Genomic DNA, 23,958 nt, shown 5'->3' on the forward strand with positions numbered 1-23,958 from the left:
TTCCATTTTAGAGATTTGTTTAAGATAAGATATAACTCATTGAGATGTGTCATAGTATTCGTCGTTAGAAAACAATTATTGTGACATTATTTCAATGAGTTATCTATTTTTGTCGTGTACAGAGGAAATATTGCTATAAATTTCTGTCTTTTTCTATATAAATTAATCTTCAGGTGAAAAAATTGCGATATATCTTGCTAAAACCTCATCCAAAACATCTGCGTGCGAGGATTCTAAAAACCGCGCGTGTCTAGCTTCAAAATCTAAAGCTCTAGATTGATCACAACGCACAATACCTGTAGTTTTCCCACCAATAAGCTCTACAGCGAAACCCATATTTCGTGCAAAGTTTCCACCAGAAGTAATAGGCAAAACAATCGGCATTTTAGTAATAAGATTAAATGACTTAGGTGAAATAACAAATACAGGTCGCTTACCTTGTTGTTCATGTCCAAGTGTTGGATCTAATGAAATCAAATAAATATCGCCTTGATTCATTAGATTTCTTCTCGCCCAACTGCTTTTACATCATGCCACGCATCTTGCTCTAATGCTAAAGCTTGATGCTCTTGCAGCAAGTCAGCCAATTTATAAGATGGCTTCGCTTTAGGTTCGACCACTAACTTACCATTCACAATGCTCAGAGAAACTTCCTTTCCCGCATCTAAACCTAAACTTTTTAATAATGTAGGCGGTACGGCAAGCATGACCGAACCACCTACTTTTCTCAAGTTTGTATGAATCATACCCACCTCAATATTATATAAATATATAACTTTATTATGCGCCAAAATGAGATGAAGTCAATTCATAGTAAGATGAGTGAAAATAGACATCTGGTATACATCTCAATCTTTCCTTTGAAAGATATATACAAAAGAAATATCAAAATGAATATTAAAAAATAATCTTAATAATTCAATCAATTATCCACCACACCAAATTTCTTAAAAATTCGTGCACGGCGTTTAGGCTGAATATTGGCTTTGTTTAAATTGCCTTGATAATGTTCAAATACACGTTTATCCATAATTTTAAACCACAAAGGTGGAATCATGGCAGGCAGCAACATGCTAGCATAACCGCTTGGTAATTCAGGCGCTTCATCAAAATGTCGCAAAGCCTGAAATGGTCGGGTTGGATAAGCATGATGATCGGAATGACGTTGTAATTGATACAAAAACAAATTGGTCACAATATTGTTATTATTCCAGCTGTGTTCAGGCATAGTGCGCTCATATTTGCCATGCGCATCTTTTTGTCTAAGCAAGCCATAATGTTCTATATAATTAATTATTTCAAACAGGCTAATGCCATAAAAAGCCTGTGTCGCCAAATACGGAATGATCCCAGTACCAAAACGCGCCAACAATGCAGCATGAAATGCCGCACTCATGCCCCAGCCTTGTAATAATTCATTGTCTTTCGACCAAAAACTTTTGCCTTTACGTTTTAAACGCTGAGTTTCAATTTGCAGTGCAGACTTAAACGAACCTTTTACCGTGCGGGGCCAAAACTCATAAAATGTTTCTCCCATACGTGAAGATGCAGGGTCTTCAGGTGTCGCAGCACGTTTATGATGCCCATACGGATGCTCAACCCGAAAATGGTTATATCCTGTTGGTGCTAAAGCCAAATGTGACAGTAAGTGATCTATTTTTGAAGATTTATGGCTGAGTTCATGCGCAGTATTGACAGCAATACCATTCACCATCCCCATGGAAATACCCAGAAAAATTTTATCGACTAACGAGGTTTGTGGCCGTCCAACCAAATAAGCTGCATAAATATTGGCGGCATATTGCAAAGGAATAAAACTTTTCACCAAACGCGAATAATACCGATCTTCCTCAAGTCGTTTCACATCTTCATTGCTTGGGTTATTGGCATCTTGACCAATTAAAGTATCAATTGTTGGAATAATCACATGCAATAATAAAGGGCCACCTAGAGCAAAAACTTTTTTCGCAGGCTTCGGAGCGAATTGATAACCCGCCAAAATCCCCATCCCCAATACAGGTAAAAATGGGCTGATCAACCATAAATAACGCTTTTTATCGAGTTGAGCCGCGCTTTTATAAGGAACATCCTGTTCCATCTCTTTAAGCAAATGAAGTGGTGCGTTCATCTTATTTTCTTCCTTCTACGCTGTTCTACCTATATATTTGTGGAAAGACACGAGAATGAACAGTTGCAGACGTCCAAAAAAGCTATGCAAAAGTCTTTGGCGCAAAAATGCGCTATATTGTCCTGAAATCACAGGTTTATTTTTTATAATGATTTATGCTTAAAATATGGATGCTTTAAGTAAAATTTTTGATGATATACATCTGCACCAATCAGAATATATCTATTTAAATCCTCATGGAGATTGGTCATTTCAATATCGTGACCAAGGGGCAATGCTGGCTTATGTAGTACTACAAGGCTCGCTGCATATCCATTTATCTGCACAGACACACCTTCACATTGATGCAGGTGATATTGTCCTGATTCCATCGGGTTGCAGTCATTACGCAAGTGCAACTGCAGACACTCACTGGACAGAACACTTTGATATTTCGGATTTATTTCAAATTCAGTCACAGCAGTCAATAAATTTTGGCACGATAAATCACACACAAGCTGAAGACGCATTTATTTTGGTGATTCAATGCCACATGGACACCACCATGGCAAAACCGCTTTTAAGTGCCCTACCCGAATATCTGCATATTCCGCATATCATGTGCAGCACAGCGCCCGAGTGGTTACAAATTGGCTTGCAATTTTTAGCGGTGGAAAGTCATCAAATCCGACCGGGACGGGATAAAATATTAGATCACTTGGTCAGTATTTTACTGATTGAATGTGTGCGTGATTATATTTTTCAGCTTGATGACTCAAATAACTGGCTCGGCGCTTTGGCACATCCTGAACTTTCCAATGCGCTCGCAACTATTCATGGTCAACCCGAAAAAGCATGGACGGTAGAAAGTTTGGCAGAACAATGTTGCATGTCACGTTCTAAATTTGCCAATTTGTTTAATCAGGTAATTGGTGAGCCGCCTTTGGCATACTTACAACAACATCGGCTACGCTTGGCATCGCATTATTTACAGCAAGGACAATTGTCGATTCAACAAATTGCCCATCGTGTCGGTTATTCTTCCGAAACCGCCTTTAGCCAAACTTTTAAAAAGCAATTCGAGCTAACACCTAGCCAGTATCGGCAGCAGTTTCAAAACAACAATGCAATCACGAAATGAACAGTTTAACGATCTAAAATCGCCAAAATTGCTTGTGCAGGGTCTTCGCTATTATCGGACAATAATTGCTTATGCATAGTGATATGTTGCATCACTTGAATTTGTGCAGTTTCGATATAAATTAACTTTTCAATTTCTGCTGCCAAACGCTCAGGCGTTGCATCATCCTGAATTAACTCCTGAATAACCTTTTTACCTGCAATAATATTTGGCAATGAATAATAAGGAATTTTCACCAACAGTTTCGCAATCCAGTACGTAATGCGATTCAGCTTATAAAACGTAACCATTGGACGATGTAATAGCATCGCTTCTAACGTCGCCGTGCCTGAAGCCAGTGCAATCATATCGGACGCATTCATTACCTGACGACCAATTTTGGATTCTGTGCCACGATTTTCTATCAATTGCACTTTGTCTTGTAATGCACTCGGATAAGACTGCAGTAACGCTTCAATTTGTTGTTTACGTGCATCATTAATTGCAGGAATTAGAAACTTAAACTGCGGATATTTTTGCGTCAAAATATAAGCCGCATCTAAAACTAACGGCCCTAAACGCTCAATTTCACCACGTCGACTACCGGGTAATAACGCAATATATTGTTGCTGTTGGTCTAGACCCAATTCTTGTTTTGCTGCAGCAATTGGATTTTCCAACGGCAACTGACTCGCCAAAGGATGTCCGACAAAGGCTGCAGGCACATCCCATTTTTTAAAAAAGGCTTTTTCAAACGGAAATAAACACAGTACCAAATCTATACTGGCTTTAATGCCATGTACCCGACCTTGTCGCCATGCCCATACCGAAGGACTGACATATTGCACGGTTTTAATCGGCAAGTTTTTCTGTTTTAAACTTTTGGCAAGACGTAAATTAAAATCAGGCGCATCAACTCCGACAAAGACATCGACGGGATGTTGAGTCCACTTTTCGACCAAACCATCCCGTACTGCAAAGAGTTTTTTCAAATCTTTCAGCACTTCAACAATGCCCATTACCGATAAAATATCCATCGGATAATAACTTTTAAAACCTTCCGCAATCATTTGTGGGCCACCAATGCCTTCAAACTCTGCATCAATGCCTTGCTCACGAAAACGTCGCATGAGTTGTGCCCCTAAAGTATCACCCGATACTTCTCCCACAACGATACCTATTTTAAGTTTCCGATTTTGCAAGCGTTTTATCCTCTAAATTTTAATTGATATGAATTTTTCATATTTTAGCATAGCCTCTGTATTTTGTAAGAAACAGAAAGTAAGCCGTGGCTTGAATCTGCAATCTTTTGCGCTGGTTTTCCACATCGACTATATCTGTTTTAAGAATAAGTAAATCACTAATCAAGACAACAACTTATTGCCAAAAGTCATAATATATTCACGTTTTTTGACTTCGGCATATCTTCATGGTTGGTCCTTTAGAGTTTATTTTGGCAGGTGTATTGGTCGGCTTCTGCGTAGGTGTGACTGGCGTGGGTGGCGGCTCACTGATGACTCCCATTCTGATCAGCTTGTTTAAAATTGAACCGCATATCGCAATTGGAACAGACCTACTTTATGCCGCTATTTCAAAGTTCTGCGGTTCATTGGTTCATGCCAAAAAAATGAATATTGTATGGCCCATTGTCATTTGGCTTGCGGTGGGCAGTATCCCTGCTTCATTTGCGACCCACTGGGTTTTAGAGAATTATTTAAGCCAATCTACCCATTACAAAATGGTACTGACCGTGGTACTGGGCTTTATGTTGACCTTAACTGGCATCTCAATTGTGTTTCGCAGTCAAATTGAAACGTTTTTTAATAAATACCATAAACAAGAATTGCCCGATATGACCCAAGACCTTGAAAAGGTCAAACTACAGGCTGCAGATAAGCGTGCCCTCATTGTAATTATGGGAGTTGTACTGGGTGTATTTGTCACACTTTCTTCAGTGGGTGCAGGTGCTTTTGGCATTATGGCATTGGTGCTGATGTTCCCGAATCTACCGATGATTCGTATTATCGGTTCAGATGTCGTGCATGCCGTCTTACTTACCCTAGTTGCAGGCTTAGGTCACATGAGTTCAGGCAATGTCGACTTTCACCTATTGGTTTGGTTGTTGGTTGGCTCGATTCCTGCAATTGTGGTGGGAACTTTAGTCAGTTCACGTTTACCTGAAAAAGTGATTCGTAAAGTTTTAGGTATTACCTTATTTATTATCGGGATTAACTTTATGGTCAATCCTGTGAAATCAAAACCTATCAGCACACCAGAAACTGCAACAGCAGTTTCTGAGGCACAAGCCAGCCAATAATGAATGCTTTATCTGACAGGATTTTGCTAAAACAGACCGTTTAATTTATCTACCCGATTCATCACTTATTTTTTAAAGAAGTATTCATCTTTTTATAACAAAATACAGTGAAATTCATGTTATATTCAGACTATTAAACAATCTTTTGTATGATCAAACCAGTGACGGCAATGAATACTTTACAGTCTAATCCTCTTACACAATCAGACATCGATGACGTGAATATTGAAAGTATTCAGCCACTCGTGACTCCTGCAGAATTAAAAACTGAGTTACCTTTGACTGAAAATGCTTATCAAACCGTTCTTCGTGGTCGTGAAACAATCCGCAATATTTTAGATGGTAAAGACAAGCGTCTATTTGTGGTGATTGGTCCATGTTCTATTCATGACCCTGCTGCTGCACATGAATATGCAGATCGTTTAAAAGTATTAAGCGAAAAAGTAAAAGATTCTCTTTATATTGTGATGCGTGTTTATTTTGAAAAACCACGTACTACAGTGGGCTGGAAAGGCTTAATTAACGATCCAGACATGAATGACTCTTTTAACATTGAAAAAGGCTTGCGTCTTGGTCGTAAACTTTTACTTGAGTTAAATGAAAAAGGTTTGCCATGTGCGACTGAAGCACTTGATCCAAACTCTCCGCAGTATTATCAAGATTTAATTTCTTGGTCTGCAATTGGTGCACGCACTACAGAAAGCCAAACGCACCGTGAAATGTCATCTGGTCTTTCTTCTCCAGTCGGCTTTAAAAATGGTACAGATGGCGGCTTAACAGTTGCTACCAATGCCATGCAGTCGGTAAAACACGGTCACAGCTTCTTGGGTCTTAATGATCAAGGTCAGGTTTCAGTAATTCGTACTAGCGGCAACCCGTATGCACACGTGGTTTTACGTGGTGGTAATGGCAAGCCTAACTACGATGCAGGCTCTGTTGCAGATGCTGAAAATGCATTAAACAAAGCCAAAGTCAGCACCAAAATCATGATTGACACCAGCCATGCTAACTCAAACAAAGACCCATTCTTACAGCCATTGGTATTAAAAAATATCACTGAGCAAATTTTAGATGGCAATAAGTCTATTGTTGGGATTATGGTCGAAAGTCACCTGAAAGGTGGTCGTCAAGATATTCCTGAAAACTTATGCGATTTAGAGTATGGTAAGTCTGTGACTGACGGTTGTATCGACTGGGATACCACTGAAAAAGCATTGCTTGAAATGCATGAAGCATTAAAAGACGTTTTAGTGAATCGTTAAGATTTAAAAACGCCATCTTCATGATGGCGTTTCTATTTGTAGCATAGGAAATTCTGCGCGCATGAATGACATTGAAACCCAACTTAGCCAAATTAAAAATTTCCAGTTCATTCATGAGCGTTTGTTTTCTTCAGGTCAGCCTACGGCTGAAGAATTAAAACAAATTAAAGAATATGGTATTGGCACTGTCATTAATTTGGCTGAAAGTGATGCGGAACACGCCCTTCCCCATGAAGACAAAATTTGTCTGGATGTTGGACTAAACTATATTCAACTGCCAATTTCATGGGAAACACCATCCTCTGATCAATGTTTATTATTGCTCGATTTGGTCAATCATTTATTAGAAAGCCAAATGGTGTGGGTACATTGCAGCAATAACAACCACGTCAGTAGTTTAATGTATTTGTATCGTCAATATTTTATGGATGTGGATATTGCAACGGCTCAAGACTTTTTACATGATATCTGGAAACCCAATGAAACTTGGACAGGCTTAATTCACGCCGTTTCTTTGCAATTACAAGGTCGTAAAGCCACGCAAGATTTACAACAAGCTTTAGAATCTGCTGAACTTTCTTAATTCAGCAGATTGTATAGATAAAATTCTAACGCGATTATTTTGTATGAGAAATCAATACAATCGCTGTTGCTAAAATACCTTCCTGACGCCCAGTAAAACCTAATTTTTCAGTGGTTGTCGCTTTGATACTGATTTGTGTGACCTCTACATCCAATACATCAGCGACACTTTGGCGCATTTCTAGCGTATGCGGTGCAAGTTTAGGACGTTCGCACGCCACAGTAATATCGGCGTTATTCAGTTTATAGCCACGGTCTAAAATGAGTTGATAAACCTGTTTAAGCAATACCCGACTATCTGCACCTTTATAATTTGGATCGGTATCTGGAAAATGCTGCCCAATATCCCCCAGCGCCAAAGCACCTAATAATGCATCGCATAGTGCATGCAGCACTACATCACCATCTGAGTGTGCTTTTAAACCTTGTGTATGAGGAATTTGAACACCTGCAAGCGTCACAAAATCTCCCGCTTCAAAGGCATGAACATCTAATCCTTGTCCAATACGAATCTGTGCAACCATGTTCAACTCCTGTAGAAATAAATCATTGAAATCTTGTATTCATACTTTCGATTTCGCTATATTAGACCTAGCGCAACATAGTGAAAGTATAAGCGATCATGCTGTTGAAATCTGAGATTCATCTTATCAAAAACTTAAGTACACTGCTGTTATTTGGCTGTTTATATTCATCTTTCTCTTATGCACAAGGGATTGATTGTAGATCTACACCCAATAAAAAGTTGGCGCAGGTGTGCACAGAAAATTTCTCAGAATTGCGTGAAAAATTAAGTGATCAACATTTAACAGCTTATTTGATGAGTGATGCGCCTATTCGCTTGTTAGAAGATACTCAGCAATTGTGGATCCAACGCTTACAGCAATGCAAAAGCTTAAATTGTTATACTCAGCAATTTGATTTTAGAATTGATCAACTGAATTTTTTCACTTCAATGAATCAAAGCATGACTCAACATTATTTAAAATATGAAAATGGTCAATTTGCTGCACAACCCGTACATTTACAAATTCATCAACTCAATAAAAACAGCATTAAAATTGAAGGTATTGCTTATCGCAATCCAAATAACCGCCTTGAAAGCCAAAGTATTGCCTTTTTAGCTTATACAACACCTGATCAAAAAAACAAAATCATCGACAATGAGCACGATTGCAGTTATGAGTTTAATTATTCTAAAGCAATCTTAAAAATTCAAACCAAACAAAAAGGTTGTGAACGCTTTGCGGGCATCTATCGTTTATACGATTAATGCTGAACAATAGATTGTATTAGACAGATTAAATGAGCAACCACAACACAATTGGCAAAGTTAATGCGGCGAATACGGTTTGCAAGCTAATAATTGAAGCCATTAAACGACTATCTCCCCCTAAAACTTGTGTAAGTACATAAGCTGCCGATGCAGTAGGTAAAGCAAAAAACAAGACTAAAATTTGCGACTCCAACACTGGAACATTTAAGCTCTGACAAATTAGCCAAGCCAAAGCAGGCATAAATAACAAACGCCCGAACACATTCAATGCCAATGCGAATACATCTCGTTGCAAGCCATTAAATTGTAATGCTGCGCCCACACACATTAATCCCAAAGGCAAACTGCATAACGCTATTTGACGAATAAAATGCGCTGCACCTTCCCACAAGCTCAAACCTGATAAATTAAATAGACCGCCAACAATACACCCTAAAATTAATGGATTTTTCATTAATGACCATAAGATTTGCTTTGCCTGTAAAGTCTTAGTATCGCTTAAAGCCAGCACAGATAAAACATTCACCAATGGAATGCAGAACACCAAAATAATCGCAAACAGCGCCATGCCCTGCACCTGAAACAATGCTGCGACCAAAGCCAAACCGATATACGTATTGAAACGTACCATGCTTTGCATATACACCCCAAAACGGACTGCGGGTGTTTTGAAATAGCCGCGCAAGGCATATAACAGACAACTTACTAAAGCCACAATAATCCCTACGACCGACAAAATCTGTGCGATTGATTTCGCTTCAATGTTTGCTGTAGCGAGGTTTAAAAACAACATGCTAGGAAACAAAATATAGTAATTTAACTTTTCTGCACCCTTCCAAAATGGCTCATCCAACATACGTGATTGCTTAAGCAGATAACCCATTGCAATTAAGGCAATCAAAGGGAAAAGTGCAATAAAAATTAAATGGGTCATGGGGTGCTCTGTGTTACTGTTATGCTGTTCTTTTTAAATTATTGCTTAATAAATAAAGTAAATTTACTGGATATTATAAGGATTGTTTTGTGTTTATCCTAATTGCTTAGGCTTTTTAAAACCACAAAAAGAGAAAAAGATGATAATAGCAAAACTCACCTACATCATCTTTCAGATGGATTCTGTATTAACGATGAGTATGGATAGACATCACAATCCCCATACTCGCCAACATGGAAATAACAGCCGTTCCACCATAACTCATCAGCGGCAATGGGTCACCCGTTACAGGTAAAATACCACTCACCATCCCTGAGTTTAGAAATACAAAGAAAAAGAAAGTCAGACCAACCGTGCCTGCATACAAACGTCCAAAATTATGGAAACAATTCATCCCAATCATCAAACAACGTAAAATAATGGCAGCAAACAAACTGAACAGTAAAAATACGCCAATAAAACCAAATTCTTCGGCATAGGTCGACATAATAAAGTCAGTATGATGTTCAGGCAGATAACCCAAATGTGATTGCGTTCCTTCTAAATAACCTTTACCTGTAAAGCCGCCTGAACCAATGGCAATTTTAGATTGAATAATATTCCAGCCTGCCCCCAAGGCATCCGACTCTGGGTCAAATAAGGTTAGTACCCTTTTCTTTTGGTACTCCTGCAAAAAGAACATCCAAAGCAATGGTGCTGCGAGCGCCAATGCAGTGATTGCTCCTAAGATTAATCGCCATGACATGCCACTTAAAAATAGCGCAAAGACACCAGGAATAATCAAACCAATGTTTAAATCGGGTTGCAATGCCACCAAGACAAAAGGAATCATCATAATCACTAAAGCGACAATGATATGGATCAATTTAGGCGGGAAAGCACGACGCGAAAAATACCACGCCATCATCAATGGCATGGCAAATTTCATAAATTCACTGGGTTGCATACTGCCAATACCCGGCAAGCTGATCCAGCGTTTTGCCCCCATACGGGTTTCACCAATGACCAAAACCAAAGCCAGCATGATGACTGCAAAGATATAAAAATATGGACTGGCAGCTTGATATACCTTAGGCGGAATTTGCGCCAAAATAATCATGGCGATAAAACCAATGCCAAAACTGGTTGCTTGACGCAGCACCATCCCCATATCTTGCGCGGTGGCACTATATACCACCATTAAACCCAGAATCGCATTTAAAATCAGAAAACACAGCAACCATGGATCTAAATGTAATTTAGTCCAGCGTGAGGAATCATTTTTAATGCTTCTACCATCACGTAATGAGTGACGTAAAAAACGATACTGCTGCGATGGATTCATGCGACTCAAAGGTATTTAAAATAGACAGGATGGACAATTATAGAAGCAAAGCGGCACAGAGTGAATCATTAAAGCTTAATCGTTGAAGATTCAAGTTTAACGCGGTGTTAATTACACTAGATTTTTATCATCCATGTTGTTGTGAGGCTAAAATTAAACGTGCCAGCTCTAAATCATCGGGATAGGTGATTTTAATATTATCCGAACGACCGTGCACAACATTTACAATTTGCCCTGCTGCTTCTAAAGCACTGGCCTCATCGGTAATCGTCAATTGCTGTTTTAATGCAGATTCAATGGCTGTTTTAAGCACATCAAGTTTAGCAATTTGCGGAGTTTGCGCTTGCCAAAGTTGGTCACGGCTTACCGTGGTTTCAACTTTTGTGCCTTGGCTTACCTTTTTTAAAGTATCACGCACTGGAATAGCCAAAATTGCACTTTGATCTGTTGCCAGTGCAGTCTGATACAACTGTTCAAGGCAAGCAGCTGTCACACAAGGACGCGCTGCATCATGCACCAAAACCCAGTCATCTGCATGGGCGATTTCAGATAAATAATGCAATGCACTTAAGACTGAATCCACTCGCTCTGCACCACCTACGCAAAAATGTGCTTTTTCTTTTTGTGCCAAGTTTAGGTTTTGCGCTACATCATCTGCTTGACCAATCGCCAAAACATAACCCGCTAAAGGCAAGTGATTTAAACGTGCGATGCTGTGCGCTAAGACTGTTTGATCTTGAATATACTGATATTGTTTAAGTTCAGTTCTAGAAAAACGACTACCAGAACCCGCTGCGGGAATAACCGCCCAAAGTTTAGGGTGTCGGGGCGGTTGCTGCTGCAGGTTGTTGTGATTCATTGGTGCGTAAATCTACTGTGGAATTTGGTTGAATATAAATTGGTTTATATTGTGTGCTGATGGTGCTCATTTGCACAAAGGTTTCATGTGGCTTAATTAAGCCTAAATCTAAACGGGCATGCTCTTCAATGGCTTCTACCCCATTTTTTAAATCATAAACTTCTGCTGCAAGTACACGATTGCGCTCCTTCAGCTCTGTATTTAATTCTATTTGTTGTTGGATTTTTTCTGTCAGTGCAGCATGGTCACGATAACCACCTTCACCAAACCAGTGTAAATATTGAAACCCTGCGATCAAAAAGATCGCAAGGCCCAACAATGCTTTACTCGCTTTGGAGTCAAATACATTTAATAATGACATCTACTGATTTCGCTTAGTTCAAACCTTTGAACTCAGCTTTACCGCGATATGCAGCATTCGTCAATTCTTCAATACGAAGTAATTGGTTATATTTTGCTACACGGTCAGAACGGCACAGTGAACCAGTCTTGATTTGACCTGCTGCTGTACCTACTGCAAGATCCGCAATTGTAGAATCTTCAGTTTCACCTGAACGGTGTGAAATAACAGTTGTGTAACCATTGGCTTTCGCAAGGTAAATTGCATCAAGCGTTTCAGTCAAAGTACCAATTTGGTTGTACTTGATCAGGATTGAGTTACCTACTTTTTCATCGATACCGCGTTGTAAGATTTTCGGGTTAGTAACGAACAAGTCATCACCGACCAATTGAATCTTGTCACCTAAGATCGAAGTGAGGTAAGACCAACCTTCCCAATCAGACTCATCTAAACCATCTTCAATTGAGATAATTGGATATTGATTTACAAGACCAGCTAAATAGTCAGAGAATTGGTTGCTTGTGAATGCTTTGTTGCCTTCACCTGCAAGAATGTACTGACCATTTTTGTAGAATTCTGAAGATGCACAGTCAAGCGCCAACATGATGTCAGAACCCGCTTTGTAGCCAGTCTTCTCAATAGCTTCAAGAATAACTGTGATTGCTTCTTCGTTAGAACGTAAGTTTGGCGCAAAACCACCTTCATCACCCACTGCTGTGTTTAAACCTTTTTGATTCAATACAGATTTTAATGAGTGGAAAATTTCTGCACCAGCACGTAATGCTTCAGAGAATGAAGTAAAGCCCACTGGCTCAATCATGAACTCTTGAATATCAACGTTGTTGTCTGCGTGTGAACCACCATTTAAGATGTTCATCATTGGTACAGGCATGGTTAAAATGCTGTTGTTACGAAGGTCTGCGATGTATTGGAAAAGAGGAATTTTCTTTTCATCAGCAGCAGCGCGCGCAGCAGCCAAAGACACGGCTAAAGTTGCGTTAGCACCTAATTTTTCTTTGTTTTCAGTACCATCAAGCGCAATCATGGTGTTGTCGATGTCTTTTTGTTCAAACACAGACTTACCAAGTAAAGCATCACGAATTAAAGTATTGACGTTATTTACCGCAGTTTTAACGCCTTTACCCAAGTAACGTGCTTTATCGCCATCACGAAGTTCTAGAGCTTCACGAGAACCAGTTGAAGCACCTGATGGTGCACATGCACGGCCAACTACGCCAGATGCTAAGATTACGTCTGCTTCGATGGTTGGGTTACCACGAGAGTCCAAAATTTCACGTGCACGAATGTCAACGATTTGGCTCATGAACAATTCCTCAGTTGATTAATAACGTGATGCTTTAGGCATCAATGAGTCTATAATTTAATATGGATCTAATTTAGTGTGTATCTAGCTTTTGGAAACCTTTTACCAAGGTATCCAATTCTTTAAGCTGTGCCAAGAACGGCTCAAGTTGTGATAGACGCAATGCACATGGGCCATCACACTTTGCCTGCTCTGGTTCAGGATGTGCTTCTAGGAATAAACCTGCCAAGCCAGTTGCCATACCTGCACGTGCCAAGGTGGTAATTTGTGCACGACGACCACCTGCCGAATCTGCACGACCACCCGGAGTTTGCAAAGCATGGGTTACATCAAAGAACACAGGTACATTCATTTCTTTCATGATGTCAAAGCCCAGCATATCGACAACCAAGTTGTTGTAACCAAATGCTGAACCACGCTCACAAAGAATCAATTTGTCATTCCCTGCTTCTAAACACTTATGCAAAATATGACGCATTTCGTGCGGCGCAAGGAATTGTGCTTTTTTGATGTTGATAATGGCTTGAGTTTTTGCCATCGCTTCAACCAAATCGGTTTGGCGACTTAAAAACGCAGGAAGCTGAATAATATCTGCCACTTCTGCCACAGGCGCAGCCTGATACGGCTCATGCACATCGGTAATAATTGGCACATTAAAATGCTTTTTAATGTCAGCCAGCCATTCAATACCTTTTTCTAAACCGGGACCACGAAATGAGTTCAGGCTAGAACGGTTGGCTTTGTCAAAACTGGCTTTGAATACATACGGGATATTTAAGCGTGTGCAAATATCCACATAAGTTTCAGCAATTTCAAATGCAAGGTCTTTAGACTCAAGTACATTCATGCCGCCAAACAATACAAATGGCAAATGATTCGCCATTTGTATATCACCCAAACGTACAATTTCTTGTGGTTTTAATTGTGACATTTCAACTTCCTAGTTTATCCCTAAAGCCATCTTATTTGGTTTTTTGATGCTGTTGTTTTGCCGCACCGATAAAGCCAGCAAACAATGGATGTCCATCACGTGGCGAGCTGGTAAATTCTGGGTGGAATTGTACCGCAATAAACCAAGGATGTTGCGGAATTTCAACAGTTTCAACCAAGTGCTGAATTGGTGAATAACCCGAAATTTTAAGACCTGCTTCTTCAAGCACAGGAATATAACGGTTATTCATTTCATAGCGATGGCGATGGCGCTCTACAATTTCTGCAGAACCATACACTTCACGAGTTTTGGTACCTTCAACCAATTCAGATTTTTGTGCACCTAAACGCATAGTGCCGCCCAAGTCAGAATCGACAGAACGCTGTTGAACTTCGCCGCGCTCATCTAACCATTCAGTAATCAAACCAATAAGTGGCGACTTAGTCGAACGGTTAAACTCTGTTGAACTTGCATCGGCAATACCTGCCACATTACGTGCATATTCAATCACAGCCAATTGCATACCCAAACAGATTCCCAAGAATGGGACACCGTTTTCACGTGCATATTTGATGGCTTGCATTTTACCTTCGGTACCGCGCTCACCAAAGCCGCCCGGAACTAAAATTGCATCGGCATCTTTAAGTACAGTATTAACGTCTTGGCTTTCAAGGTCTTCTGCATTGACATAGTCAATTTCAACTTTGACGCGGTTTTGAATACCCGCATGCAATAATGCTTCGTTTACAGATTTATAGGCATCTGGCAGTTCAACATATTTACCCACCATCGCCACACGAACGCTGTATTCAGGGTTCAATAATGCATCAACTACGTTATCCCAATCAGATAAATCTGCTTCTGGAAGATCATTGAAGCCAAAACGCTCACAAATTAAATCATCAACGTCTTGTTCATAGAATGTACGCGGAATTTGGTAGATGGTTTTGGCATCTTTACATACCACAACCGCACGTGCTTCTACGTTGGTAAATAACGCAATTTTACGGGTAGTGTCAGCATCAACATCATGTTCAGTACGGCAGATGAGAATATCTGGCTGAATACCGATAGATAACAATTCTTTAACTGAGTGTTGAGTTGGCTTGGTTTTTAACTCTGCCGCAGATTTGATATATGGCAATAAAGTTAAGTGCATGAGCATAGTACGCTTATGCCCTAATTCCACCATCAATTGACGTACAGATTCCATGAATGGGAGAGATTCAATGTCGCCTACTGTACCGCCAATTTCTACGATTGCGACATCGTAGCCTTCGCCAGCGCGAAGTACACGTTCTTTAATATTATCGGTAATGTGTGGAATCACCTGAACAGTACCGCCCAAGTAATCACCACGGCGCTCTTTGTTTAGAACGTCTTGATACACGCGACCAGATGTAAAGTTATTTAACTTGGTCATTTTCGCACGACGCAAGAAACGTTCGTAATAACCCAAATCTAAGTCAGTTTCGGCACCATCCTCTGTGACAAAAACTTCACCATGTTGGAAAGGACTCATTGTCCCTGGATCGACATTAATGTATGGATCCATTTTGACCATGGTTACTTTTAAACCACGGGCTTCTAAAAGTGCAGCAACTGAAGCAGCTGAAATACCTTTACCTAGTGATGAAACTACACCACCAGTCACGAAAATAAAATGGGTCATTGGGTTTCTCGTACAATCGAGCCTAAATCGGCCTGCAATGTTGCGCAATTTTACTTTACTCTGCACCAATAAAGCAAAGTCATTCCGCATCAATTCATAGAACAATAAACAATTGGTTATTCTATCAGCATTTCCTATAAAAAATTAGAACTTCTTGAGAGGATTTTCATCTGTCATTTTATTGCTATAATACGTCCGTCTATCCGATCTTTTATTTTGTGCAATTATGAATAAGAAACTTTTAATTTGTGGTGCAATTGCAACGGCGTTGTTATTAACTGCATGTGTAAAAAAAGAACAGCCAAAGCAAGATGAGCAAGAACAAGTAGAGGTTCAAACTGAACAAACTACTGAAACTGCTCAATTTGAACCACTAGAACCTGTTGAAAACATTCAAGATGCTGAACCAGAAGCGCCTGCACAGGTAGAAGTGGAGCGCACTGAAACAGCGAACACCACAACTGAAATCCGTCGTGAAACACCTGCACAACCTGCTGCTGCACCTGCGCCTGCGCCGAAAGCGGCAGCTCCTGTAGCAGAAGATAAACCAACTCAAGCACGTCCAAGCAATAACACAGGTGCTCAATCTGAAGATGATGCTGTTGCCGCTGCGATTGCTGCTGCAACCCCAGCACTTGAGAACTAAGTGCTCACTTAAAACTAAGCTTTAAGTTAAAGTCAGTTTTAAGGTGTAAGTTCTTATCTTAGATTTGAATTGACGTTAAAAAACCCAGTCATTGTGTACTGGGTTTTTTATTCATTTGGATGAGTCTTCGCTGAGATAACTCGTGAATACATTTGCAATACAGCTACCTATTTCTATATAGGTTTGTGCGCTTCACTTTAACTTGCCTGCAGCAACTGCGATTGCACTTTAAAATAATTAGAAATTAAACGCGATGCCCAAGATTTAGTAAAACCGACACCTTCATAAAAACCACAATGACTGCCTTTACGGGTCGTCACTACCATAATATTTGGCATTTTCCGTATGGTTTCTTTATAAGGATCAAAGTTTTTGATGTGGCACACTGGGTCATCTTCTGCATTTAAAACCATAAGCGGAATTTTGACATTCTCAAACACATAAATTGGGTTAATGGCTTGTGTGTAGCTGTCATAATCTTCAAAACCCGCCAATTCAAAATACGCCTTTTCAAACTCTGCCAATGTAGTCGCACTTAACACTTGCGATAAAGATTTTACGTTTTGCCAAATGTCCTGATGGGGCTGAATAAAAAACTGGAATAATTTTTTGGTCATCACTTTACTGTAAAAAGGATGCACATGCTGAAAGCCTAGTTCAGTGTTATATCCTGGGCACAGTGCAAACGCGGCTTTAATTGGGGTTTGCTCGCCTTCTTCGCCCAAATAGCGCACCAATAATCCTGTCCCTGCGGAAGAACCAACAGCATATAATTCAGATTGTGGAAATTGTTGCTGAATAAACACTATTTGTTCACGCAAATCATGCGTCGAACCAAACAGATTCATTTGTGGTACAGGCATAGGTAAATTGCCATGCCCACGACGTAAACATAAGGCAATACGCCACTGTGTCTGCTGATGTAAATCGCGCACCAACTCACGCATACTTTCCAAAGAACCTGTAATGGTATGCATTAAAACAATTGTGGGAGTATCTGCAGGTAAGTCATAACCCACCCAAGCAACTGCGGTGATACCGCCATCTTGCATAGTGAGTTGATCAACCCGATCATACTGCTGACGAATGGTTTTCTTTTTAATTAAATCAAAATATAAAAGATGCGCATGTGTATTGGACAGCCACGGTGTTGGACGGTATTTTTCTTTGAGCTGTGGTAAATAATCCAATACCCGACGGATTTCTCCATGTGGATGATAATACAACGTCGGTAAATCTGCGCCTGTGACCTGATCTAAAACCGCTTGTGTAATTTTCGCTATTTTTTGTAATGTAGACATCATTTTACTCCCAAGCAATACATGCACTTTCAAGCATGCCAACCCGAAACCGATTTCTATAAAACAACTTCATTGCCATACACACGCGGTATTTTATTTTTCGGTTGGCATAAAGGCAGCCATACGTTGTCCCATTTGCACAGCCAATGCCTCTAAACCACTTTTCGGGCGAATCATCACTTCAAAGTCCACAATTTGTCCTTGTGTATTGAATTGAATCATATCAATTCCTTTAAGTTTTTTATCTCCCACATTGGCGGAAAATTCAAGTACAACATTGCAACCATCTTCAGTATAAAACTCACGGTGATAAGTAAAGTTTTCAAAGACCTGAATTACATTGGTCAAAATAAAAAATACCACTTGTTTACCCGCATAAGGTTGGTACGCTACAGGTGAACGAAACACCACATCATCTGCCAGCAATTCACTCAAAATAGACATATCATGGTTTTGCAGCATTGTATGCCAACGCTGTACCGCTAATTTTGTTGTTTCCAAAGTCATGTTAAGTTCCTTTTTTTTGTTTTGATATTTCATTTCTATGCAGAGTCCCTGAGTGAGACTGAAGCACTGCTGCACTGGGCAGAAGCGATTATTAACTCTCTCCCCAGCCCCCTCCCAAAGGAGAGGGAGAAGGAATTACATTAAATTTTCGCTGCCAATTCAGCACCCTGACGAATTGCACGTTTGGCATCTAACTCGCCTGCTTCTTTCGCCCCACCAATTAAATGCACATTTTTGCCTGCTGCCTGTAATTGCTCATACATGGCGGTGTAAGACTCTTGCCCTGCACAAATCACCACATGATCAACTTCGAGCACTGTACTTTGACCATTGACGGTGATGTGCAAGCCTTGATCATCAATCAGGTCATAACTTGCCCCTGCAATCATTTTAACGTCACGGTTTTTTAAACCTGTACGATGAATCCAGCCTGTTGTTTTACCCAAGCCAGCACCCACGGATGATGCTTTACGTTGCAATAAATAAATTTCACGTGGCGATTCTTCAACTTTTGCTGCTTTTAAACCACCGACATGCGCATAATTGGTATCAATTCCCCATTCATCGTAGAATTTTTCAGGATTTAGACTACCACTTTCACCTTCATGGCTTAAATATTCTGCAGTATCAAAACCAATACCACCAGCGCCAATAATCGCAACACGTTGACCTACAGGCTTACGCTCTTTTAATACCTCAATATAGCTCAGCACTTTAGGGTGATTAATACCTGCGATATCCAATTGACGCGGGGTTACACCTGTTGCCACAACCACATCATCGAAGTCAGCATTGAGCAATTGTTCAAAACTAGCCGTATGATTCAATACCAATTTAATATTCGGTTGCAGCTCAATTTGGCGTTTGAAATAGCGCAAAGTTTCGTAAAACTCTTCTTTACCAGGAATGGTTTTAGCAATATTAAACTGCCCACCAATTTGATTCGATGCTTCAAAAATCGTCACCTGATGCCCACGTTCTGCAGCATAGGTTGCAAAGCTCAAACCTGCAGGCCCTGCACCAATCACCGCAATTTTTTTAGTCTGTGTTGCTTCTTTAAAAATGAGTTCTGTTTCATGGCAAGCACGTGGATTGACCAAACATGAAGCAATCTTCATTGAGAAAATATGGTCTAAACAAGCTTGGTTACAACCAATACATGTGTTGATTTCATCACTGCGACCTTGCTCTGCTTTTTGCACAAAGAAAGCATCTGCCAACATTGGACGTGCCATCGATACCATATCGGCATGTCCTGCAGCCAAAACATGCTCAGCCATTTCAGGGGTGTTAATACGGTTTGAAGTGATCAGTGGCACTTTAACCAAACCTTTTAATTTCTCTGTCACCCATGTAAAAGCTGCGCGAGGGACTTTGGTAGCAATGGTTGGGATACGTGCTTCATGCCAGCCAATCCCTGTATTGATAATGGTTGCACCTGCTTTTTCAATCGCTTGTGCCAATTGCACCACTTCTTCAAAACTCGAACCGCCTTCGACTAAATCCAACATCGACAAGCGGTAAATAATAATAAAGTTTTCACCCACTTCTGCACGGGTACGTTTAACAATTTCAATTGGGAAACGAATACGGTTTTCATAACTGCCGCCCCATTCATCATCACGATGGTTGGTACGCGCAACAATAAACTCATTAATTAAATAGCCTTCCGAACCCATGATTTCGACACCATCATAGCCTGCGTATTGTGCCAATTTGGCACAATTCACAAAGTCGGCAATGGTTTGCTGTACTTCTGCCGATGTTAGTGCATGTGGTTTACTTGGGTTAATCGGTGCCTGAATTGCTGACGGTGCGACAATATCGGGCTGATAGGAATAACGTCCCGTATGTAAAATCTGTAAAGCAATTCTGCCGCCTGCATCATGCACAGCCTGAGTCACCACTTTATGTTTTTCTGCTTCTTGACGAGTATCAAGTTTATTGCCGCCCGCAAAGGTTAAGCCTGCATCATTCGGTGAAATACCACCTGTTACAATCAGCCCAACGCCACCTTTGGCACGCTCTGCATAAAAAGCCGCCATACGTTCGTATCCACCCGGTGCTTCTTCTAGTCCAACGTGCATTGAACCCATTAAGACCCGATTTTTTAAAGTGGTAAAGCCTAAATCTAAAGGCGCAAGTAAATGTGGATAGTCAGACATAGAATCTCCCTGCTGGCAAAAATGCTGGCTGTTTTATGCTTAATGCAACTTGTTGCATACTTTTATATTCTAGATTTAATTTTTATGCAACATGTTGCATAATTAAAGCTGAAAAAAATAAAGTTGCTCTGTTTATGTCGCTCGCTCACGTTTTATTGACCAGTTTAATTGAAAAACCCAGTAACGGTATTGAATTGGCACGCCGTTTTGACCGCTCTATGGGGTTTTTCTGGAATGCGACCCATCAACAAATTTATCGCGAACTAAATACCATGCTGAAAAAAGGTTGGATTTCAACCTTAGAAGATGAAGATTCTAGCAGTCGTAGCAAAACCTATCAGGTAGAAGCTTTGGGGCGGCATGAACTGGCAAACTGGATGGTCGAGCAAAGCCCGCCTGCACAATTACGCGAAGAACTTATGGTACGTTTACGTGCCGAAGCCCAACTTGGCGGCAACAGCGTCTTACCCGAACTAGAACGACATTTGCTGCTTCACAAAGCCAAGTTGCACACCTATCAACAGATTTTTGCCAAAGACTTTAGCCAAGCACCTGAGAACAACCGTACCCTGTATATTCATAAAATGATTTTGCAGCTAGGGATAGATCAGGAAATTGGCTGGATTGAATGGCTAGAAAATGTGATTCCTGAACTGAAAAAGTTTGATGCCGAAGCCTCATCTTAAAAGTATATTTTTAAGTAATAGCAACCACATCAATGTGAAATCAGGGTTGCTCACCATACAGAAATGATCAGGCTATGCTATAAAGAATAACGCATCTTTAATTACAACCATGCAAGGAAATGCTGATGCCTTTTTACCGCATGCCCGATGGCGAAGCTCTATTTGTACGTGAATTTGGTCAAGGTGAGCCTGTGGTTGTGCTTTCAGGTTTAGTCATGCACAGTTGGCAATGGTTGCCATTTCTGTATCAACATAAAAAGCAGTATCGTTTTATTATTCCAGACTGGCGTGGTTTTGGGGGTTCAAACCTGTGTGCCGTTCCAGAACTGGATGCTATTTCGAGCCATTGGCAAGATTTAAACAGTCTGCTTCAACAACAGAACCTGCAACAATTTAAACTGATTGGCTATTCCATGGGGGCAACCACTGCCATGCATGGCATGCAATATGGACAATTGGCTGCGCATTTAAGCAGTTATTTACAAATTGACCAAGCACCAAAAATTGGGGTAGATGAAAACTGGCCTTATGGCTTATTTGGCAATCAACATCAACAATTTAAACAGTTATTGATTCATCTGTCCGAGTTTTTACATGATCACGCGCAATATACTGATATTCAACAAATGGATGTGTTGCAGCGTAAAAACTTAGTCGAACTTTGGCTAGAATTTATAGAATTACAAGCCAGCAATAAAATCAGTCCGTTTTTATTTAAACTGGCCGTCAAACGTCCTGTTTTACAACGCTATATTTTACCTACACAGCGTTTAGATTATTTACGCTGGTATATCGACAATTATTTACACCATCAGGAAGATTATCGTGAGGCTTTAACTCAACTGGGTTGTCCGACAGTCTTTTTTACAGGCGCACAATCGACCTTGTATGCGGCAGAAGGACAACGTCAAGTGGTAGAAGCTATGCCGAATGCGAAACAAGTCATATTTCACCAATCTGGGCATACCCCTTTACTGACCGAACCGTTGAAATTTAATCAGGAAATTAGCCAATTTTTAAAACTAAACAGCTAAAGTAAAACGGTGGAAAATGTGGTTTGCAATATTTTCCACCGTAGCATCATTAGACCTAGATTTAGTTTAGATCTAGATTTAATTGGCAAAAGCCGCGATACCCGTTTGCGCACGACCTAAAATTAGCGCATGCACATCGTGCGTCCCTTCATAGGTATTCACGACTTCCAAATTGACCAAATGCCGCGCCACGCCATATTCATCACTGATACCATTCCCACCAAGCATATCGCGCGCCATACGAGCAATTTCTAAGGCCTTGCCACAGTTGTTGCGTTTAATCAGCGAAGTACCTTCGAGTGAAGCAATACCCTCATCTTTCATACGACCAAAACGTAAAGCAATTTGTAAACCCAGCGCGATTTCGGTTTGCATATCGGCAAGTTTCTTTTGAATGAGCTGATTGGTCGCCAAAGGACGTCCGAACTGAATCCGATCCATCGTATATTGATGCGCAGTATGCCAACAAAACTCAGCCGCACCCATAGCACCCCAAGCAATGCCATAACGTGCACTATTTAAACAAGTGAACGGCCCTTTTAAACCACGCACTTCAGGTAACATATTTTCTTCAGGCACAAAAACATTGTCCATGACAATTTCACCTGTGATTGAAGCGCGTAAACCAACCTTGCCTTGAATGATTGGTGCAGAAAGTCCATCCCAACCTTTTTCTAAAATAAAACCGCGAATATCACCCACTTGCCCATCTGCTGAAACTTCTTTTGCCCACACCACAAATACATCGGCAATTGGACTATTGGTAATCCACATTTTCGCACCGTGTAAACGATAACCGCCTGCAACTTTATGTGCTCTGCTGTTCATACTGCCAGGGTCGGAGCCAAAATCAGGTTCAGTCAGACCGAAACATCCCACCCATTCACCCGAAGCAAGTTTGGGTAAATATTTCTGTTTTTGTGCTTCACTGCCAAACTCATAAATTGGCACCATCACCAATGAGCTTTGTACACTTGCCATAGAACGATAGCCTGAATCGACCCGTTCAATTTCACGTGAAATTAATCCATAACTCACATAATTTAAACCTGCACCGCCATATTGTTCAGGTATGGTTGAGCCTAACAAACCAAGCTCACCCATTTCACGGAAGATGCTGCGATCTACCGTTTCATGTCTAAACTGATCACGTACCCGCGGCAGTAATTTTTCCTGACAATAAGCATAGGCACTATCACGAATCATACGTTCGGTTTCAGTCAATTGCTGTTCAAGCAAAAAAGGATCTTTCCAATCAAATTTCACTTTTTCACTGTGAGTTGCAGGCGTGTGATTTGGCGATGGATTGTGTTGTGACATGGCATCCTCTGCACATTATTATAGGTTCTGGTTCATCAATATTTGATTTTGTAGCGTCATACTACTTTACTTTATGTTCTATCATTAAAATGAAATAACAAGCAATAAAAAGTGAACTTTGATTCAGTTATTCAGCAAAGTTATAGACAGCACTAAACTTTCACATATTTAGATACTTAAAATTCTGAAAAAATGAGCTGTAGATTTGTGTTTCTATTTTCGGCACTTATACTCAAATCTAACCATCCATC

At 40.4% G+C, this 23,958-nt stretch carries 24 protein-coding genes; 8 read left to right on the forward strand and 16 right to left on the reverse strand.

Annotated features, from left to right (window positions below):
- Positions 1-162: 162 nt before the first annotated feature.
- From FTU35_RS09810 to FTU35_RS09820, 3 genes are all read right to left on the reverse strand, one after another.
- Positions 163-498 (reverse strand): type II toxin-antitoxin system PemK/MazF family toxin, encoded by a 336-nt coding sequence (locus FTU35_RS09810; RefSeq protein ID WP_096900853.1) that lies wholly within the window; start codon positions 496-498, stop codon positions 163-165.
- Positions 498-746 (reverse strand): AbrB/MazE/SpoVT family DNA-binding domain-containing protein, encoded by a 249-nt coding sequence (locus tag FTU35_RS09815; RefSeq protein ID WP_004973383.1) that lies wholly within the window; start codon positions 744-746, stop codon positions 498-500. The genes FTU35_RS09810 and FTU35_RS09815 overlap by 1 nt, the downstream gene beginning before the upstream one ends.
- 176 nt (positions 747-922) lie before the next feature.
- Complete coding sequence (locus tag FTU35_RS09820; protein ID WP_004973378.1) at positions 923-2,128, reverse strand: alkane 1-monooxygenase; 1,206 nt, start codon at positions 2,126-2,128, stop codon at positions 923-925.
- Positions 2,129-2,294: 166 nt separating this feature from the next.
- Here FTU35_RS09820 and FTU35_RS09825 point away from each other — a divergent pair, with 166 nt between their 5' ends.
- Entirely contained in the window at positions 2,295-3,248 is a 954-nt protein-coding gene (locus FTU35_RS09825; protein ID WP_180064707.1) for an AraC family transcriptional regulator, read from the forward strand.
- 5 nt (positions 3,249-3,253) lie between these two features.
- Here FTU35_RS09825 and lpxB read toward each other — a convergent pair whose 3' ends face one another.
- Positions 3,254-4,429 carry a lipid-A-disaccharide synthase gene (lpxB, locus tag FTU35_RS09830; protein ID WP_180038100.1) on the reverse strand — a complete coding sequence of 392 codons (1,176 nt, stop codon included), beginning with the start codon at positions 4,427-4,429 and terminating at the stop codon, positions 3,254-3,256.
- A 227-nt stretch (positions 4,430-4,656) separates the two neighbouring features.
- Between lpxB and FTU35_RS09835 the strand changes: the two genes are divergently transcribed.
- From FTU35_RS09835 to FTU35_RS09845, 3 genes are all read left to right on the forward strand, one after another.
- Positions 4,657-5,544, forward strand: coding sequence for a sulfite exporter TauE/SafE family protein (locus FTU35_RS09835; protein WP_004973373.1), 888 nt, complete (start codon positions 4,657-4,659; stop codon positions 5,542-5,544).
- Positions 5,545-5,714: 170 nt separating this feature from the next.
- Positions 5,715-6,806, forward strand: coding sequence for a 3-deoxy-7-phosphoheptulonate synthase (locus FTU35_RS09840; RefSeq protein ID WP_042068745.1), 1,092 nt, complete (start codon positions 5,715-5,717; stop codon positions 6,804-6,806).
- A 61-nt stretch (positions 6,807-6,867) separates the two neighbouring features.
- Entirely contained in the window at positions 6,868-7,389 is a 522-nt protein-coding gene (locus FTU35_RS09845) for a protein tyrosine phosphatase family protein (protein ID WP_004973370.1), read from the forward strand.
- Positions 7,390-7,423: 34 nt separating this feature from the next.
- On the opposite strand, the gene ispF is transcribed toward FTU35_RS09845, so the two are convergent.
- Positions 7,424-7,912 (reverse strand): 2-C-methyl-D-erythritol 2,4-cyclodiphosphate synthase, encoded by a 489-nt coding sequence (gene ispF, locus FTU35_RS09850; RefSeq protein WP_004973369.1) that lies wholly within the window; start codon positions 7,910-7,912, stop codon positions 7,424-7,426.
- Between the two features lie 98 nt (positions 7,913-8,010).
- Between ispF and FTU35_RS09855 the strand changes: the two genes are divergently transcribed.
- Positions 8,011-8,661 (forward strand): hypothetical protein, encoded by a 651-nt coding sequence (locus FTU35_RS09855; RefSeq protein ID WP_004973366.1) that lies wholly within the window; start codon positions 8,011-8,013, stop codon positions 8,659-8,661.
- A gap of 28 nt (positions 8,662-8,689) precedes the next feature.
- On the opposite strand, the gene FTU35_RS09860 is transcribed toward FTU35_RS09855, so the two are convergent.
- From FTU35_RS09860 to FTU35_RS09890, 7 genes are all read right to left on the reverse strand, one after another.
- Positions 8,690-9,598 carry an AEC family transporter gene (locus tag FTU35_RS09860; RefSeq protein WP_154320714.1) on the reverse strand — a complete coding sequence of 303 codons (909 nt, stop codon included), beginning with the start codon at positions 9,596-9,598 and terminating at the stop codon, positions 8,690-8,692.
- Positions 9,599-9,785: 187 nt separating this feature from the next.
- Positions 9,786-10,922 (reverse strand): rod shape-determining protein RodA, encoded by a 1,137-nt coding sequence (gene rodA, locus FTU35_RS09865; RefSeq protein WP_154320713.1) that lies wholly within the window; start codon positions 10,920-10,922, stop codon positions 9,786-9,788.
- Between the two features lie 127 nt (positions 10,923-11,049).
- Positions 11,050-11,781, reverse strand: a complete 732-nt coding sequence (gene ispD, locus FTU35_RS09870) for a 2-C-methyl-D-erythritol 4-phosphate cytidylyltransferase (protein ID WP_179990754.1) — start codon at positions 11,779-11,781, stop codon at positions 11,050-11,052.
- Positions 11,738-12,142, reverse strand: a complete 405-nt coding sequence (locus tag FTU35_RS09875; protein WP_167846043.1) for a septum formation initiator family protein — start codon at positions 12,140-12,142, stop codon at positions 11,738-11,740. Before FTU35_RS09875 ends, ispD begins: the two co-directional genes overlap by 44 nt.
- Before the next feature lie 13 nt (positions 12,143-12,155).
- Entirely contained in the window at positions 12,156-13,445 is a 1,290-nt protein-coding gene (gene eno / locus FTU35_RS09880) for a phosphopyruvate hydratase (RefSeq protein WP_004973347.1), read from the reverse strand.
- Between the two features lie 73 nt (positions 13,446-13,518).
- Complete coding sequence (gene kdsA, locus FTU35_RS09885) at positions 13,519-14,376, reverse strand: 3-deoxy-8-phosphooctulonate synthase (protein ID WP_004973345.1); 858 nt, start codon at positions 14,374-14,376, stop codon at positions 13,519-13,521.
- A gap of 31 nt (positions 14,377-14,407) precedes the next feature.
- A complete protein-coding gene (locus FTU35_RS09890; protein ID WP_004973343.1) occupies positions 14,408-16,048 on the reverse strand; it encodes a CTP synthase in 1,641 nt (546 codons plus the stop codon).
- A 226-nt stretch (positions 16,049-16,274) separates the two neighbouring features.
- Between FTU35_RS09890 and FTU35_RS09895 the strand changes: the two genes are divergently transcribed.
- Positions 16,275-16,694, forward strand: a complete 420-nt coding sequence (locus FTU35_RS09895; RefSeq protein ID WP_004973341.1) for a hypothetical protein — start codon at positions 16,275-16,277, stop codon at positions 16,692-16,694.
- Positions 16,695-16,891: 197 nt separating this feature from the next.
- Here FTU35_RS09895 and FTU35_RS09900 read toward each other — a convergent pair whose 3' ends face one another.
- From FTU35_RS09900 to FTU35_RS09910, 3 genes are all read right to left on the reverse strand, one after another.
- A complete protein-coding gene (locus tag FTU35_RS09900) occupies positions 16,892-17,998 on the reverse strand; it encodes a YheT family hydrolase (protein ID WP_026438425.1) in 1,107 nt (368 codons plus the stop codon).
- 90 nt (positions 17,999-18,088) lie between these two features.
- Complete coding sequence (locus FTU35_RS09905; protein WP_004973337.1) at positions 18,089-18,502, reverse strand: nuclear transport factor 2 family protein; 414 nt, start codon at positions 18,500-18,502, stop codon at positions 18,089-18,091.
- A 140-nt stretch (positions 18,503-18,642) separates the two neighbouring features.
- Positions 18,643-20,667: an NADPH-dependent 2,4-dienoyl-CoA reductase gene (locus tag FTU35_RS09910; RefSeq protein ID WP_179989502.1), complete on the reverse strand. Its 2,025-nt coding sequence runs from the start codon at positions 20,665-20,667 to the stop codon at positions 18,643-18,645.
- A 134-nt stretch (positions 20,668-20,801) separates the two neighbouring features.
- On the opposite strand from FTU35_RS09910, the gene FTU35_RS09915 reads away from it, so the two are divergent.
- The gene (locus tag FTU35_RS09915) at positions 20,802-21,353 is read left to right on the forward strand and encodes a PadR family transcriptional regulator (protein ID WP_180064708.1); all 552 of its coding nucleotides are present in this window, start codon (positions 20,802-20,804) and stop codon (positions 21,351-21,353) included.
- A gap of 125 nt (positions 21,354-21,478) precedes the next feature.
- Entirely contained in the window at positions 21,479-22,387 is a 909-nt protein-coding gene (locus FTU35_RS09920) for an alpha/beta fold hydrolase (RefSeq protein ID WP_180064709.1), read from the forward strand.
- Positions 22,388-22,465: 78 nt separating this feature from the next.
- Here the strand turns inward: FTU35_RS09920 and FTU35_RS09925 are convergent, their stop codons facing one another.
- The gene (locus FTU35_RS09925) at positions 22,466-23,707 is read right to left on the reverse strand and encodes an acyl-CoA dehydrogenase (RefSeq protein ID WP_180064710.1); all 1,242 of its coding nucleotides are present in this window, start codon (positions 23,705-23,707) and stop codon (positions 22,466-22,468) included.
- Positions 23,708-23,958 lie beyond the last annotated feature (251 nt).

The sequence above is a fragment of the Acinetobacter sp. YH12095 genome, from assembly GCF_013419245.1.
GTDB classification, from domain to species: Bacteria; Pseudomonadota; Gammaproteobacteria; order Pseudomonadales; family Moraxellaceae; genus Acinetobacter; species Acinetobacter towneri.